This is a genomic window from Congregibacter brevis (assembly GCF_045689245.1).
Taxonomy (GTDB): Bacteria; Pseudomonadota; Gammaproteobacteria; order Pseudomonadales; family Halieaceae; genus Congregibacter; species Congregibacter brevis.
The window spans coordinates 101084-117649 of record NZ_CP136865.1 but is presented as its reverse complement, the minus strand read 5'-3'; the positions used below and the strand labels follow the sequence as shown (position 1 = coordinate 117649).

The 16566-nt window shown below is 54.8% G+C and carries 9 protein-coding genes; 4 read left to right on the top strand and 5 right to left on the bottom strand.

The genetic code is table 11. The features are described from left to right. Window positions 1-17: 17 nt before the first annotated feature. Window positions 18-2510: a M1 family metallopeptidase gene (locus tag R0137_RS00485; protein ID WP_407327753.1), complete on the top strand. Its 2493-nt coding sequence runs from the start codon at window positions 18-20 to the stop codon at window positions 2508-2510. After that, the gene (locus R0137_RS00480) at window positions 2500-2994 is read left to right on the top strand and encodes a DUF6702 family protein (RefSeq protein WP_407327752.1); all 495 of its coding nucleotides are present in this window, start codon (window positions 2500-2502) and stop codon (window positions 2992-2994) included. Before R0137_RS00485 ends, R0137_RS00480 begins: the two co-directional genes overlap by 11 nt. A gap of 27 nt (window positions 2995-3021) precedes the next feature. On the opposite strand, the gene R0137_RS00475 is transcribed toward R0137_RS00480, so the two are convergent. The 3 genes from R0137_RS00475 to R0137_RS00465 all read right to left on the bottom strand — a co-directional run bounded on the left by R0137_RS00475 (window position 3022) and on the right by R0137_RS00465 (window position 8522). Beyond that, window positions 3022-4431: a M24 family metallopeptidase gene (locus tag R0137_RS00475; protein ID WP_407327751.1), complete on the bottom strand. Its 1410-nt coding sequence runs from the start codon at window positions 4429-4431 to the stop codon at window positions 3022-3024. A gap of 3 nt (window positions 4432-4434) precedes the next feature. Continuing rightward, window positions 4435-6276, bottom strand: a complete 1842-nt coding sequence (locus R0137_RS00470) for a M1 family metallopeptidase (RefSeq protein ID WP_407327750.1) — start codon at window positions 6274-6276, stop codon at window positions 4435-4437. 119 nt (window positions 6277-6395) lie between these two features. Beyond that, window positions 6396-8522, bottom strand: a complete 2127-nt coding sequence (locus tag R0137_RS00465) for a prolyl oligopeptidase family serine peptidase (protein WP_407327749.1) — start codon at window positions 8520-8522, stop codon at window positions 6396-6398. Window positions 8523-8735: 213 nt separating this feature from the next. On the opposite strand from R0137_RS00465, the gene R0137_RS00460 reads away from it, so the two are divergent. Both R0137_RS00460 and R0137_RS00455 read left to right on the top strand, forming a co-directional pair. Beyond that, window positions 8736-11855 carry a WD40/YVTN/BNR-like repeat-containing protein gene (locus R0137_RS00460; protein ID WP_407327748.1) on the top strand — a complete coding sequence of 1040 codons (3120 nt, stop codon included), beginning with the start codon at window positions 8736-8738 and terminating at the stop codon, window positions 11853-11855. Between the two features lie 71 nt (window positions 11856-11926). Then, complete coding sequence (locus R0137_RS00455; protein WP_407327747.1) at window positions 11927-12097, top strand: hypothetical protein; 171 nt, start codon at window positions 11927-11929, stop codon at window positions 12095-12097. A gap of 36 nt (window positions 12098-12133) precedes the next feature. Here R0137_RS00455 and R0137_RS00450 read toward each other — a convergent pair whose 3' ends face one another. Continuing rightward, on the bottom strand, window positions 12134-12892 hold the full coding sequence (locus R0137_RS00450) for a hypothetical protein (RefSeq protein ID WP_407327746.1): 759 nt from the start codon (window positions 12890-12892) through the stop codon (window positions 12134-12136). A 129-nt stretch (window positions 12893-13021) separates the two neighbouring features. Further along, window positions 13022-16534 (bottom strand): bifunctional proline dehydrogenase/L-glutamate gamma-semialdehyde dehydrogenase PutA, encoded by a 3513-nt coding sequence (putA, locus tag R0137_RS00445; RefSeq protein ID WP_407327745.1) that lies wholly within the window; start codon window positions 16532-16534, stop codon window positions 13022-13024. Between the last annotated feature and the right edge of the window lie 32 nt (window positions 16535-16566).

Genomic DNA, 16566 nt, shown 5'->3' with positions numbered 1-16566 from the left:
GGTTTAATGATTTTATTATGCGTTATCGCTTAATTCTCCCGGCAATCGGGTTTGTCTTGGCGGGTCTAGCCCCTCTATCTCTTTCGGTAAGTGCTCAGGATGTGATCGGCTCTGGCGCGAACGCTTTTGCGCAGCTCGGGCAGGAGCTACCTTCGCCTAACGTTTACCGCACGGCGTCCGGCGCGCCGGGGCATGCTTACTGGCAGCAGCAGGCAGATTACGACATCGATGCCCGACTTGATGAAGACGCGCGGCGTATTGATGCCAGCGCTCGTATTGTTTACACCAATAATTCTCCCGATGCGCTGCGTTACCTGTGGCTGCAACTGGATCAAAACCGATTCAAGAAGGACTCTCTGGATCGGCGTTCACGCACGGTGAGCTCAGATCGAGTCTCCTACCGGAACCTTCGTGATCATCAGGCTGTGTCAGTGGGTGACTACGGTTACCGCAATTTGAGCTTTACCGGCGAGTCTGGCGAAGAGATGCCTTTCGTCGTTGTCGATACCATGGTGCGCGTTGATTTGCCCAAGCCTTTGGCTTCCGGCGAGTATGTGAGCTTCAATGTTGAATGGACGTTTGACATTATCGAGCGCGATACCGTGCGCAGTCGCGGTGGCTACGAACAGTTCTACGAGTCCGATACCCAGATTTTCTTTCTCTCTCAGTGGTTCCCGCGCCTGGCAGCCTACAGCGATTACGATGGCTGGCATAACAAGGCGTTTCTTGGGAGTGGAGAGTTCACCCTCGAATTCGGTGATTACGACGTCTCACTGACGGTACCGGATAATCACATTGTCTCCTCGACGGGAGCCCTGGCTAACGCCGGTGACGTGCTTACTAGTGAGCAGCAGGAACGACTCGCCAGCGCCGGCTCCGATAAGCCTCGCTTTGTAGTTACACCAGAAGAAGCTCTGGCGAACGAGAAGACGGAGGCTACAGGCACGCGTACCTGGCGCTTTGAAGCAGAAAACGTGAGAGATTTTGCCTGGGCAAGTTCCAGCAAGTTTATTTGGGACGCCATGGCTCATGAGCAGCCGGGTGCGAAGCATGAGCGTGTTCTCGCAATGTCCTTCTATCCCAACGAAGCTGAACCGGTCTGGTCCAAGTACTCCACGCAGGCAGTCGTCCACACCATGGACGTCTACAGCCGTTTCTCTTTTGACTATCCCTATCCCACGGCGCAGTCCGTAAATACCTGGGAAGGTGGTGGTATGGAGTACCCGATGATTACCTTCAATGGTTATCGTCCAGATCCTCCTCGTGCAAAGGAAGATGATCCTGAGTCTGCTGAGTCGCGCGCGGCAGCGGAGCTAGCGTATTCCCGACGTATCAAGTACGGCCTGATCGGTGTTGTTATTCACGAAGTGGGGCATATTTATTTTCCCATGGTCGTGAACTCCGACGAGCGTCAGTGGACCTGGATGGACGAAGGCCTGAACACGTTTTTGGAGTACGTTGCTGAGCTTGAGTGGGAGGAGGACTTCCCCGCATTCCGGCGCATCTCTAACTCCCTGATTAACGAGACTAACGTACTGGATATGATTCCCGAGTACATGATGTCGCCCAATCAGGTTCCTGTAATGACGCAGTCGGATTCTGTTTTGCGACTGGGGCCTAATGCTTACAGCAAACCTGCCGCGGCGCTGACCGTTCTTCGCGAGACGGTAATGGGTCGAGAGCTCTTCGACTTTGCTTTTCGTGAGTACGCTCAACGCTGGAAGTTCAAGCGGCCCACACCATCGGATTTCTTCCGCACCATGGAAGACGCGTCGGGTGTTGATCTGGATTGGTTCTGGAGAGCTTGGTTTTACACCACGGACTACGTTGACATGGCGATCACCGATGTTCGCGCCTACCAACTCAAGTCGGGTGACCCGGATGTCGATTACCCCCTCGACCGTGATGAGCACAATCGAGACAATCCGGTACCAGTAAATGTTGAACGCAATCAGGCGGAAGGCATTGTGCCGCGCGAAGAGCGCTTTGAAGCTTTAAAAGATCTGTATAGCGAGAATGACCGCTACACAGTGACTAACAAAGATCGTAACTCTGCGGCTGATAAGTTCAAGAAGCTTGAGCCCTGGGAGCAAAGAGCGTTTAACCAGGCGATCGAAGACGATGACTATTTCTACTTCGTAGACTTCGAAAACCTTGGTGGAGTACCGTCACCGTTGATGCTTCACATCCAGTACGAAGATGGCAGTAGCCGTGAACTGGAGTTGGCTGCAGAGATTTGGCGCAAGAATTCGATCAAGGTGACGCACAGGCTCATCGAAGATAAGCCCATTGCGTACATTGAAGTGGACCGAAGACATCAAACTGCTGACGCGGATTACAGCAATAATCGCTTCCCATCCGCGATTCATCAGTCACGCCTGTCGGCTTACAAGTCGGATTCCAAAAAGCGCAATCTGATGGCCGATATGCTGCACGAACTCAAGGACAGCGCCAAAGTAAATGCGGACGATGGCAAATCGGCGCCGCTGAAACCAGCGAATGGCGGCTGAAGCGAAAGACACCTCTACCGCCGCTACTTCCAAAACTCTGCGCTGGATTCTCAGCGCAGTTCTCGTCCTTTGTATTATGCCGGCTGGCGCTCACCGCGGTCACGCGGTCTGGACGGATATCGTCTGGTCTGGCGAGAGCTTTGAGATTGTGCATCGTATGCATCTGGCTGACGCCATCGTGGTGAATCGCTACATGGGCGGAACAGAGCCCATCGAGGAGCTTCGCAGCTTGGCGCTTGTCGCATTGTACGTAGACGAGCGTTTTACGCTTCTTTCGACGGAAGGACAGGACGAGGCTATCAAGCTTGATACGATCGGTGCAGAGATCGAAGACGATTTTCTACTGGTTTATCAGGAGTGGGTGACAGCGTTGCCGGATCGTTTCCCTGTGATCGACAACTTCGTCCTGCTGGACGTGGAGCCCGAGGCCCAGGCGTTTATCAAGATAAAAGCGCCGGGCCTCGATGAAGAGCGGGAGCGTTAAGCCCGCTCTTACCTTTTGGTTGTGGCGCTATTTCTGGCGGGGGATCAGAGTTATTTCAGTTTGCCGCCCATCCAGGTAACGCACCGTTTTACCATCGAAAAAAGCGTCCTCTTCGGTCATGAAACGAACAAGTTGTCCGTCCCATTCGGGTACGGCAGCCTCAGCATTGAGTTCGATGGACCAGGCTGTGTTTGGTCTAAGGGCATAGGTCCCTCGGGCGCCCGGCATGGGCCCCTGGTTGTCCCACATCCCTATGGTCGGGCCGGCGCCGTGTCCGTGGAGGCCTAAAGGGTGGGTGTAAATCGTGCCCTTTATGCCCTGTGCTTCAATCGCCTTTCGGGCGGCCGCCAGCATCTCATTTCCCGAGCGACCGGTCTTAAAGCTGGCTAGCAGCGCGTCCTGCACTTTGTTAGCGGCCGCCAATCCATCTCTCAGGCCTTTGGGTGCTTCGGTCTCACCCGGGCGTAAAACATAGGCATGTTGCTGCGTGTCCGTGTTAAGTCGGAGGTAAGTGATGCCAAAATCTACATGAAGAAAATCGCCGGGCATGATGATGTCGCCCTCATCCAAACTCATGTTGGCGATGGAAAACGCGGATTGTGAGGCTCTTTGCACATGCACGCTCGGATGAAACCAGGTGCCTAGGCCAAGATCCGAGACATGCTGTCTCAGATGCCAGCGAAGATCTTCGGTTGTCGTGATTCCCGGCGTGATCGTGGCTTCGGAAAACATTTGCGCAATGATTGAGTGAGCGATCCGCACCAACGTAGGGTAGGCGGCCATCTCGGCCTCGGTGCGTGTTTCGAGCCAGCCTACGGCGAGATTGTGATTCTCGACGAGTTTTTCGGTCAAAGGGCCGAGCGCTCGCTCTAACTTCCGTCGCATGCCGGCGCTCAGGCCATCCGCGAGGGGGTAGTCCTCGGAGGTGTTAATAGCGATGGTAGCTGGATTGCGCTCACGGATGACTTCTGCCACTCGCTCCCATTGATCGCCTTGCTCTTCGGGGTTCCATGCTGAGGGGAAGAGATCCGCGACGGGGTAGCGCGCTACCGCCAGACGTTCTACACCTTCGTTACCGCCGCGATCGTGAAAAATCATGATGGTGGTACGCCGCGCTGCGAGCCAGGTGGCGGGGAGCATGGTTTTTACCACGGGGTCTTCGTCGTATTCACCGGCGACGAGGATCCACATATCGACGCCTTCTTTGCGCATTAACGGTTGGACCAGCGTATCCAGTCGCTCTTTTAGCCAGCGATCAACAGTGGCTGCCCGTGCCTCGAGGTCGAGAATGTCGGGCATTACAGGATCGCTGATAAGTTGACTGTGCGCCGGGCTGCTCCCAAGGGTGCTTAGTGTGCCCAGAGACAGTGCTACAGCCAGGGGTAGTACCCCAGTGAGAGTGCGAAGTTTTTCCGTAAGGATCGTAAGGGGGGTCATGGTTTAGTCTCTTTGCCAGCCGTAGTCTTTTGCCATGCGCGTAAAGCGCTCTATGTTGTCCAGAATTTGCTGCTCGGTTTGTTCTGAACAGTCACCGATGATAGGTAGTGTTCGGAGAATTTTACTCTCGGGATCGACGATTACCCGAGCATTGTCGGGTAGAGACAGGCTCTGAGGTCCCGAGGACATGTCCACTACCGTGATTTCACCGTCAATACTGACGTCAATGGGCATGGGGAAGTCTCGATCGCCCGGGACGTTCCAGGATAGCGACAGCTGACCATTGTCACGGCTTGTGACAAGTTCTGGCATGCCTGCTTCGCGAAGGTAGGTCTGCACTAGCCAGCTGACGTCTTCCCCCGCTTCATCAGACATAATGTCTATAAAGTCTTCCGTAGAGCGATAGCGCGATTGAATGGGGTAGCTCAGATCCCAGGGTTCTGCAGTGTCGTAGATCAGCCGCCGGGTGCCTGCCCAAAAGGCTTCCTCGCCAATGTGTCGACGAAGGCTGTGGAGCATCCATGAGCCCTTGGTGTAGATATCACGGTTATCAAAGGCTTCCCCCGCATCTTCTACCTCCGGATTGGCCACAGGAAGACAGTGCTCGTTGTTTGTATAGGCCCCATACATGTGGTCGAAGTACCCCATCGCACCAACTGTTTCTTCGGAGTAGACCGCCTGCATATAGGCACCATACCCTTCGTGAAGCCAGGCGTCCTCGGGGCGGGCGTGGGTCATGACGTTGCCAAACCATTCGTGGGCTAGTTCATGGTGCAAGAGCCAGTCATAACCATAGCGGCCACGCCTGTACTGCTCTCCGTAGCCGTTAATAGTTTGGTGTTCCATGCCAAGGTGTGGGGTCTCAACAAAACCGGCCTTCTCATCACCCCAAGGGTAGGGTCCCAGGATACGCTCGAAAAATTCGAGGTCGGGGATAACGTCTGAGTTGATAAGCGCGCGAGCTTTGTCGGCGTTTTCTTCAAGTGCCCAGAACTGTATCGGATAGCGGCTACCGTTGATCCCCTCATACTCGTCCTCGACTAACTCGAAGGGACCGCCGTTGATTGCAACGGCATACCCGGAGTATGGATGTCTTGAGCTCCAGTGCCAGGTATCGAAACCATCATCGCCCTCGTCTACAGATCGAAGTACGCCAACAGAGGCGACTTTGACGCCTTTGGGTGCGGAGATCGCAAGATCAATCCCCTGGTCAGGTTTGTCGGCGAAGTTATCTTTACAGGGCCACCACAAATCACAGCCGTCACCTTGTACAGCGGTAGCGAACCACGGAGTGCCGTTTACTTCGGACCACACAAAGCCGCCAAACCACGGGGGTGCCAATGCTACGTGCGGCTTGCCACCGTAGGCGACAATTATTGTGGCACTGTCACCTTCCGCCAGCCTGTCGGGCAGGCTGACCATGAATGAACCTTCTTCGCGGCGCACATTGAGCGATGTTTCCCCCATCGTTACGCCTTCAATCGCAAGCCGTGGATCAAGATCAAGCTGCACGGTATCCAGTGACTCAAGGGCATCAAATCGGACTGCGACGCTACCTTGAATAGAGCGGCTCTCGGGCAAAACTTTGAGTGTCAGAGCATAGTGCTGTACATCAAAGGCGGCTTGCATGGGGGTCATTGCTTTACCGGACTTTACGGTGTCCGGGTGCAGGTCGTCGGGGTGGGCCTCGCCACGCGCTGCCGCCTCGAGCGCAGCGATTACTGAGGCGGGTGCCATAGCGCCGTCGTCGGATTGCTGATTGCTGCAGCCTGCTACGGCCGTGGCGAGCAGGCAGCCACTTAGCAGCGAGCGGGCTAGGATCATAGACGAAATCGATTGAGTCACTCGGAGATACTCCTTAAGCAAACACGGATAAAAGCCTTCACGCGGGCAGTTGAGGCAAGGCCTGCGATCAGGGGCGATACGGCATCTCAGTGTAACGTCTTAGAGAGATCTTGTTCCCGTCATTTAGACGCAGCCGCTTCGGGCAGGAGGTAGCGATCAAAGTGCGTCAGCATCTTCCCAAAGAGGTAGCGGGAGTAATGAGCTTCCCGGCTCCAGCTGTGAGTAGCACCCGGCGCAAAGGCAAAGTCAAAGTCTTTGCCTTTCTTAATCAAGAGATCGGCCAGAGCGGCGGTAGTTTTGAAGGGCACCACCTGATCCTGCATACCATGAATAATCAGTAAGTGGTCTTCGAGGTTCTCGGCGTAACGGGCCGCGGTGTTGAGAAATACCTCCGGGTGCGTGTCGGGGCGACGAACGATGGCCACATCGTCGGTACCGAAAAAATGCGGATCTACCGCTGCGGCAGCGGCAACACCTGCACGAAAGAGGCCAGGCTTCTTTAGCAGGGTATAGATCGAAAGCGTCCCACCGTAACTGCTTCCCCAAATTCCCATCCGTTCGATATCCATGTGTGGTTGGGATTTCAGGTAATCCACTGCGCTTACGATGTCTTCAATGTCATCACCGGCAAAGTCCACCAGAAATTCTTCGCGAAAATCCCGTCCATAACCAGTGCTACCTCGCATATCAACTTGCACAACGATATAGCCCTTCTGCACCAGTAGCTGCTGGATTCGGCTGTATCGGCCGCTCCAGCGGTTGCGCACGGTGTTTGAGTACATGGGGCCAAAGAGCACGGGATACTTTTTACCGGGCTCCAAATTGGGTGGCTCTAATATTCGTGCGTGCAGAGTGTAGTCATCAATGTGGCTCGGAAAGCTCACGTAGCGACTTCGGGCCCAGTCCTGCTTCTCAAAACGCTCCGATGGAGAATGAGTGACGCGGTGCGACACTTGCCCGGGCGCGGTAAGCGTATAGATCTCAGGTGGAAGGCTTGCTTCACTGTGTATAAAGGCTAGCTGCGCGCCATCGGGAGACGGATGCGCGCTGTTGTATCCCGGAAGCCGTGTGAGCTGTTCTGGGGGTCCTCCATTTGCGCCTATGCGCAATACATGACGCTCCGCCGGCGATGGTAGGTTAGCCGTGTAAAAGATCTCCCCGGATGTTGTGACATGGGGAGCGCTTAATACATCGGTGTTTGCGTTGCTGATGCGCTTTGGGAATTCCTCTGGGGTGAATGCATTGATCTGGTAGAGCCCGTAGCGATTATCAAGGTCACTGAGAAAAACAATCCGTTCATTGTCGGAATGCCAAGCAGACGCAAAGGCCGTATAAATGCGGCTTGGCCTGTTACTGTGCCACACGAGTATCAGTTCGTTCTGCTCGTCTACCCGATAAAGCCAGCGGTCCTCTGCAGTGTCCGAAGCGATGTCCAGTAGCAATACGCCTTTTCCCGACCAGGAAAAGCCAATGACTTGTCGGGCATCTGGTTTCTCAAGCGGTAGACGCTCTAACCGGCCATCGCTAAGGTCGATAATGCCTACCTGACGGGATTCGTTGGCGTCTCCGGGATAGCCTCTGCGTATCTCGTTGGGAGTGGTCTCTGCTGCAAGGTAATCTGGAAAGGGTACTTTGCGCATGCTTTGACGATCCACAAGGTGAACGGCAATACGCTTACTGTCCGGCGACCACGCATAGGTGGGTCCGCCCCAAATCCCCGGGCCTATTTCGCGCTCGGCTCTGTTGTAGCGTCCGATCGTCAGATTAGATAAGGGCGGTATTCCCAGATCTGAAAGTGGCCTGAGAGTCTTCTTCTCCAGGTCGAATATCCAGAGGTCACCCCCTTTGAGGAACGCTAGCTGTCGACCGTCGGGAGCCATAGTGAGTGTGGATACGCCATCACCGAGGATTCCCAAATGCTCTGCGGATCCATCGCTGGTGGCGATTTGCCAAAGTTCACCACCCTGAAGGACCAGCAGGGATTGCCCATCCCCTCGCCAGACGAAATCACGCAGCGAGGTAGAAGTGTCGGGGAGAGGAATCTGTCGCAGCTGTTTTCCATCGGCCGAAGAAAGCCACAAACCACGATCAGGCAGCCCCTTGTCGTTCCAGGTGAAGGCAAAGCTTCGACTATCGGGAGCCCACTTTGGTGCTGAAGGTGGTGTACCAAAGAGGCTCGGCGAGGCAAACACATCGTCCAGAGTGAGAGGTATAGCGGCTCTTGCGACAACTGATTGAGTGAGCAAGACAAGGGCTAAGGCCTTTAGAAACGTGGCTACGACCCGCCTAGCGGAGCGTTTTTGGGAATATGGGCTTGGAGAAAAACAACGACTCGCTGACATGGATCTTTATCCTTAGGCGGTGGGTCAGATGCTACGGGGTTCATCGAGATTGATTCTGACATATACTTTTGACATTACGGTATTGCCACAATAACGGACACATTTTAAGGGTTAATCATGAAGCCAACGCTGTTTCTAGCTTTTTTGGGCCTTGTTCTGTCTTCGATATCGACCGCCGTTTTCAGCGCGGATGAGGATCGAAGTTTCTTTGATGGTATCGAGGCGCGCAATGTTGGGCCTTTTCGTGGAGGGCGTGCCACGGTAGCGGTGGGCGTTCGCGAAAACCCCCACGTTTACTACATGGGCACCACGGGAGGTGTTTGGAAAACCGAGAATGCCGGTGCTAGCTGGAATCCTGTCTCCGATGACGACTTTGGTTCCTCTGCGGTAGGCGCGATCGCCGTAGCGGCATCAGACCCCAATGTTGTGGTTGTGGGCATGGGAGAGTCACCGTTTAGGAACATTGCCTCCTCACAAGGGGACGGTGTCTACAAATCCACTGATGCAGGAAAGAGCTGGACTCACATCGGCTTTGAGAACGTGCGTCAGGTTGGTGAAATCCGTATTCATCCAACAGACCCGGACACTATCTGGGTTGCTGCGCAGGGGAATACCTACGCGCCGGCAGATGACGCAGGCGTATTCAAGACGACCGATGGTGGTGCAACCTGGCGCCGTGTACTGGAGCCTCTCAACGAGACCACCGGTGCTGTCGACCTGGCTATCGATCCCAGTAATCCGCGCATCCTCTTTGCTGCAATGTGGGACAACCAGCGTACTCCCTGGAAGCTGCGCTCGGGAGGCGAGGGCAGTGGACTTTGGCGCTCGACCGATGGCGGAGAGAGCTGGGAACGTCTGGTTGATGATCTGCCCGACGGTATGGGTAAGTTGGGTGTTGCTGTATCCGGCGCTAAGTCGGGTAGGGTTTGGACGATCGTCGAAGCCGAAGGGGACGAAGGAGGCCTTTACCGATCTGATGACGGTGGTGATAGCTGGACTCAGGTGAACAAGGAACGAGTACTTCGGGCGCGCTCCTGGTACTACATGCATATTTTTGCTGATCCAAATGATGAAAACACGGTGTACGTGCTGAATGCACCGTTTATGAAGTCCATTGATGGCGGTAAGACTTTCAATCAGGTGCAAACGCCTCACGGTGATAACCATTACCTGTGGATCAATCCCGACAATTCAGACTGGATGGTTAACGCAAATGACGGTGGTGCCAATGTGTCTTTTGACGGAGCGGACACCTGGTCGCGTCAGGACAATCAACCGACGGCACAGTTTTATCGCGTGAATACGGACAACGCATTTGAGTACCGCATTTACGGAGGGCAACAGGACAATTCCACGGTGGCGATACGTAGCCGATCCCGGGATGGTCAAATTGGCCGGGATGACTGGGAAGTGCATGGCGGTTGTGAGAGCGCTTATGTGGCTATGGATCCCAACGATCCGCGTTATACCTATGCCGGCTGCTATCTCGGTCTAATCGACGAGTTCGACACAGAGACGCGCACCAGTCGCTCCATAAAGGCCTATGCGGAAACAGGTTTGGGTCAGTTAGCAAGTGATTCCAAGTATCGCTTTAACTGGAACTCACCGATCCATGTTTCTCTTCACGACCCCAAGGTGGTGTATCACGGTAGCAATGTGTTGCTGAAGTCGGTGAATCGCGGTTTTGATTGGATGGAGGCGAGTCCCGACCTTACCCGTAATGAATTAGACAAACAGGGTGAGGGCATGGGTCCCTACACCAACGAGAACATCGAGCAATACAATACGATTTTCTCTTTTGCAGAGAGTCCCCATGATCCCGATACCCTTTGGGTGGGCAGCGATGATGGTCTTGTTCACGTAACGCGAGACGGCGGAGAGAACTGGAATAACGTCACGCCCAAGAACGCGGGACGAGGCTTGATTAATGCCATTGAAGTGTCCCCCCATGACCCTTCCGTCGCGTATGTCGTGGTGATGAAGTACAAGGAAGGTGACAACGAGCCCTACGTGTACCGCACTTCTAACTACGGCCGCAGCTGGTCATCTATCACTGATGGACTGCCCGAGGCGCATTTTGTGAGGGTAGTGCGCGAGGATCCCGAGCGTGCGGGGCTTCTCTTTGCCGGCATGGAGCGTGGCCTTTACATCTCTTTCAACAGTGGCAAGGACTGGCAGGCATTTCAGACGAATCTGCCGATTGTTCCCATTACGGACCTGATGGTTCGTCGCAACGATCTCGTACTCGCGACTCAGGGACGTGCCTTCTGGGTGATTGATGACATCGTGCCACTGCGGCAGTTTGACGATGAACATGAATCAGCGACCGCGCACCTTTACGCACCCACCCCTGCGATTCGTTTGACGCCCACAAAGGGTAGAGCGGGGGGTGGCGAGAGCGTGGCACCCAGTGCTCCCGATGGTGCGGTTCTGTATTACGCGCTTTCTGATGAACTTGATCTGGAAGAGCAGTCTCTCTCTTTGGAGATTCTGAATGACGCGGGAGACGTCATTCGTAGCTTCGAGACAGACGCAAAGAAAGGTGTCGAGGGCGGCAGGGGAGCTATCCCTGCGGAGAAAGGCCTCAATCGATTTGTCTGGAATCTTCGAACGGATTCAAGCGAGACCCTCAACTATGATGTCGTATACGGCGCTCGTGCAGACAAGGCTATCGCGGGTTACGCCGTAGCGCCGGGAGACTACACCGTGCGTCTGACACTAGGCGAAGAAGTGCAGGAACAAACCGTGATGGTGAGCTGGGATCCCATCAACAACTACGAAGCGGATGCCATAGCAGAGCAGCAGGCCTTTGTTGATGAAGCCTTTAGCATGCTCGATGCAATCTATGCACGTGTCGCCAGTCTGCAGAGTATTCAAAAGCAGGTGAAATTGCGTCAGTCGCTGGCAAAAGAAGCGGGGGATGACATTGTCTCTGAAGCAGCTGAGTCGCTGTTGTCCTCATTGGAGGATTGGCAAAAGTCAGTGACCACGCCGCAGCGGGAAACTTTTCAGGATGTGCTGAATTTCCATCCGCGCATAGATGCGTTCCTCATTGATGTTTATCAGCAAGCAGATAACGCGGTGTTGGGTCTGACACGTGGTCAAAGAGATCGTCTGGATGATCTGCGGCCTCAATGGCAGGAAGCGATGTCGGCGTGGGAGTCTCTGGTCAGTGACGATGTCGCGGCGTTTAACGCAGTCGCGGGTCCTGCGGTGGCGGCGCCTGACTGGGAGTAGATCTTTTAGCTACACCATTTCTAGTCTTCGAGTTCGAGGCTAAGACTGAGAAGCGATGAAAGGAGGATGGTATGTTGAAGGCAGTTGCTCCCTATCTCTGTGTGCGCGATGGCGCCGCGGCGATAGAGTTTTACAAGACAGCTTTTGCTGCTAAGGAAGTACAGCGCTACGAATATGAAGGCAAACTGCGCGACCCTTTCGGTCATGTCTGGAGTGTTGTGACTCAGAGTGAGGCCAACTGAGTGATCAGTTGGATCTACCCAACAAATAGAGACACCTTAGAAACTAAACTCCACGCCGACTAGTGGGCCGTAGTAGGTGAAGGAGTTTGTCTGATCGCCCTCTGTGAACTCTGCCTCTTTGTATTGATAGCCCACGACGGCGGCATTTTGCCCTGACTTGCCAAAGTTGTAGGCGAAGCTTCCGCGGATGACGAAGACACCCTCGGAATCACCAAAAGCGTAGTCAGCATAGGTGCGGATATCCCATCGATCGGAAATGGGAGTGTGATAGCGAAGGCCCAAGAGGAGATCGTTGTAATCGGTATCTGACACTCTCTCCGCCGGTGGTATCTCTGTATTGGTAGCTGTAAATCCAAAACTATTGTCAAAACTCGAGTGGCGAACACCGCCAAAAACGCTGAGTGCCGAGCCAAAGCCCTGAGGCCAATAAGCTACTGCGCCATCGGCAAAAATTTGGGTGCTATCCACATCGACGCTGATTCGGTCTCGTATATCGGTGCTTGCGATCTTGAGGTAGGTAACATCAGCAAATACGCTCCAGTAGCCAGCACCGATCTCGGTTTGGAACATGAAGGCGCCATCCAGCGTGTCTACCAGATCTTTGAAACTGAGTTCGTCTGGACTGACACTGGCATCTCGAAAAGTAAGATCCAGCTCCGTCGTCGATCCCCAAAGGTAGGGCATTACTGACCACTGCAAGCCCTGGTCTTCTTGAGCTGAGGTGCCAACAGAGCTCAGACCCGCTATGAGTAAAGTCAGGGCGATGAGTGAAGACGCGAAGGATCGTTGTGGCATAAATGTTCTACCTCTAGTTTTATTGTCGGAACGGCGTGCATGCGAAATGCGTCGTCTGTTCACTTGTTATGTATTGAAGAATAGCTCTTAAGAGGCTTATAAATCCACTGGCCCGAAGCTTCCTTGGGCTCAGTCACTGTCAGCGGCCAATAAGCTGGCGTTGCCCCCCGCGGCTGTGGTGTCGATGCAGGTGTGACGTTCATGCACGCAGTAGCCCTCCAGGTCGTCGGCGGTCACCAGTGGTACGAGCGCACCGTCGCGCGCAGCCAGAGCCTGCCGGGCTTTGCGAAGGTCCTGCTCGTCACTCCAAAGTGCCACCACGGCGATTCCCGACAAACTTTTGAGCGCCTCTCTCGGCAGCCAACCGTCAATACCTTGAGAGCCATCAACGCCCGGAGCAATCATCAGCGCAGGACAGCCCATACGCCTCGCCGTTCCTGCCTGTATTGCGGCATCTTGGGCCGTGGGACCAAGACAAACTACCAGGCCCCGTGGCCAAAGCGCCAAACGATTTGCTTCTCCCGTGGGCCCCGGCATTTCCTGTTCCTCAAGCGCTTGGGCTTCATGCCAGTTGAGCGCGGTAATAGCCGATTGCACGACATCCACTCCTACAACGCTAAGATCCGCGTCAGCAACACACGAACTTTGGGCTTCCTGGGGCGATTGAAAACGTTGCACATAGCGCGGTCCTCCAGCTTTTGGACCTGTGCCGGACAATCCCTCACCGCCGAAAGGTTGTGATTCGACAACCGCACCGATTTGATTGCGATTGACGTAAAGGTTACCTGCATGCACTGCGGTGGAGACTTCTTTGACGCGCTCGTCGATGCGGGTGTGCAGACCAAAGGTCAAGCCATAGCCACTGTGGTTGATATTGTCGAGCACCTCCTCAAAATCTGCAGCGGCAAACCGAGCTACGTGCAGCACGGGCCCAAAGATTTCCGCCGCCAGATCCTTTATGCCAGTGACCTCTATCACCGCGGGGCCCACAAAGTGTCCACTGCTGGGCACCGCTAACTGCTTCAACAAACGACCTTCCCGTTTTGCAGTTTGAATGTAGGCCTGAATTGACGCTTGGGCCTCAGGACTGATGACCGGGCCTATGTCCGTAGCAAGGGACCAGGGGTCGCCGATATCCAACTCATCCATTGCACCGTGAAGCATGTCCAGAAGGACGTCAGCGACGTCTTCCTGAATGTAGAGAATACGCAGGGCAGAGCAGCGTTGTCCTGCTGACTGGAATGCAGAGGCAAGGGCATCGCGGATTGCCTGCTCTGGCAGTGCGGTGGAATCCACAATTCCCGCATTGATGCCCCCGGTTTCTGCAATGAGCGGTGCCGACGGAGAGAGATTTTCTGCCATGGCTCGATTAATGATCTTTGCCGTAGCGGTGGAGCCGGTAAAGCAAACTCCCGCGATGCGTGGTGATGAGGTTAGTGCCTGTCCCGTTATCAAGCCATCACCCGGGAGAAACTGCAAAACCTCGCGAGGAACACCGGCTGCGTGAACCAGCCGCACGGCCGCCGCCGCGACAAGAGGTGTGGACTCCGCGGGTTTAGCCAGTACAGCGTTGCCAGCGGCCAGCGCGGCGGCGATTTGTCCGGTGAATATCGCGAGGGGGAAGTTCCATGGCGAGATGCAGGTAATGATTCCTCGGGGAGCCTGCCCGGACAGCTCCTCTCCCCGGTCAGCGTAATAGCGCAGAAAATCTACCGCCTCGCGCAGCTCTGCCACCGCATCGAGGGTACATTTGCCGGATTCTCGTGCCAGTAAAGCCAAGAGTTCTCCGGCGTTGGCTTCGAAGAGATCTGCCGCTTGTCGCAAAGCTATCGCGCGCTGTTGAGCGGTTGCGTCCTGCCAGTCCTTTGCAGCCGAAATGGCGCTTTCGCAATCGCTAAGCGATGCGTCCACACAAGCTCCCACAGCGTCTTCGGGGTTGCTGGGGTTAGCGATTACCCGGTGTGCTTGAGACTCGGTCCCCCCATTGTCTTTTGCCAGGATGGGATCGGCCCGCCATCGGTGCTTCAAAAATGGGTCTCTCGCCAGGTCTAGCTCCCTGACGACGTTGTCATTGTTAAGGTCCCAGCCGCGAGCGGCTTTTCTCTTTGGTGCGTAGATGTTTGCCGGATCGCAAAGCGCTGCTGGCCGAGCGCTGCGAATCTTGTCCAGAGCGTTGAAGGGGTCCGCTGCCAATGACAGAGGCGTATATGCTGGATCGACTACTTTGTGGACGAAGGAGGAGTTTGCGCCGTTCTCCAGCAGTCTGCGAACTAGGTACGCGAGTAGATCTTTGTGCGGGCCTACGGGTGCATAGATACGACAGTTCGCACCGTCGGCAATAAGCTGATTAAACAGCGTTTCACCCATGCCATGGAGGCGCTGGAACTCATAGTCTTTGCGGCCTGTTGCCAGTTCGACAATCGTCGCTGCGGTTTGCGCATTATGTGTAGCGAACTGGGGATACAGTCGATCGGTCATGCTCAGAAGTTTGGATGCGCAGCAGATGTAAGACACATCTGTTGCACTGCGTCGGGTAAACACCGGGTAGTCGGCGACACCCTCGACTTGCGCCTGCTTTACCTCTGAGTCCCAGTAGGCCCCTTTCACGAGGCGCACCATGATTTTCCTATCAAGCCCTGTGGCGAGCTGATACAACCAATCTATGACGGCCCCGGCGCGTTTTTGATAAGCCTGGACCACCACGCCAAAGCCATTCCACTGAGCAAGATCCTCATCAGACAGTGCAGCTTCGACAATATGTAGAAAAGGCTCGAGTCGCTGAGATTCCTCTGCGTCGACATTGAGTCCGAGGTTTGCATCTTTGGCTAGACGCGCAAGTGCGTTGAGCCTGGGTGCCAGCTCTTTGAGTAGACGATCTCGTTTTGCATACTCAAACCGTGGATGCAGAGCGGAGAGCTTTACAGAAATTCCCGGACGCTCATGCATGGCACCATCGGGAGACGATTGCCCTATCGCACGAATGGCATCCGCATAAGCTTCGAAGTAGTTGTCCGCGTCGGCCTGGGTGAGCGCAGCCTCACCCAACATATCGAAGGAGTAACGAAAGCCTCGTCGGGTCTCATCCTCAGCGCGTTTGAGAGCCTCCTGAATCGTTTGTCCTAAAACAAACTGGTTCCCCATTTCGCGCATGGCACGTTTTACTGCAAGACGAACGACGGGTTCGCCCAATCGTTTTACGGTGCGATTAAGGAGCCCGGACACACTGGCTGAATTGTCGTCGTCCAGCACCCTACCAGTCATCATCAGCGCAATTGTTGAGGCGTTCACTAAAGAAGAGCCAGACTTCCCGCTGTGCTCACTCCAGTCATAAGGCGTGATTTTGTCTTCGATAAGGGCGTCGATTGTTCCCGGGTCAGGTACTCGCAACAGAGCTTCCGCCAGGCACATCAAAGCAATGCCCTCGTTAGTTGATAGCCCGTACTCGGCCAAAAACATCTCCATGAGACCGGGTTGGCCTGCACTTCGAATCCGCTCTATGAGATCGACGGCCCGGGATTGCGCACGCTGCCGCGTGTCTAAATCAATGCCCGTGCCTTTGATTAAGGCGTTGAGTATCTCCGCTTCGTCAGCCGTATGGAGTGCACGAATATCGTTGAACGTGACTTCGCGGTTGTTATCCATGAGCACACTCCTTGGAAACATTCAGTCGTTTA

What these genes read in the sequence shown, in the direction of transcription:
- R0137_RS00450 (WP_407327746.1), bottom strand. Translation starts at nt 12,892, where the DNA reads ATGCCACAACGATCCTTCGCGTCTTCACTCATCGCCCTGACTTTACTC.
- R0137_RS00455 (WP_407327747.1), top strand. Translation starts at nt 11,927, where the DNA reads ATGTTGAAGGCAGTTGCTCCCTATCTCTGTGTGCGCGATGGCGCCGCG.
- R0137_RS00475 (WP_407327751.1), bottom strand. Translation starts at nt 4,431, where the DNA reads ATGACCCCCCTTACGATCCTTACGGAAAAACTTCGCACTCTCACTGGG.
- putA (WP_407327745.1), bottom strand. Translation starts at nt 16,534, where the DNA reads ATGGATAACAACCGCGAAGTCACGTTCAACGATATTCGTGCACTCCAT.
- R0137_RS00460 (WP_407327748.1), top strand. Translation starts at nt 8,736, where the DNA reads ATGAAGCCAACGCTGTTTCTAGCTTTTTTGGGCCTTGTTCTGTCTTCG.
- R0137_RS00480 (WP_407327752.1), top strand. Translation starts at nt 2,500, where the DNA reads ATGGCGGCTGAAGCGAAAGACACCTCTACCGCCGCTACTTCCAAAACT.
- R0137_RS00485 (WP_407327753.1), top strand. Translation starts at nt 18, where the DNA reads ATGCGTTATCGCTTAATTCTCCCGGCAATCGGGTTTGTCTTGGCGGGT.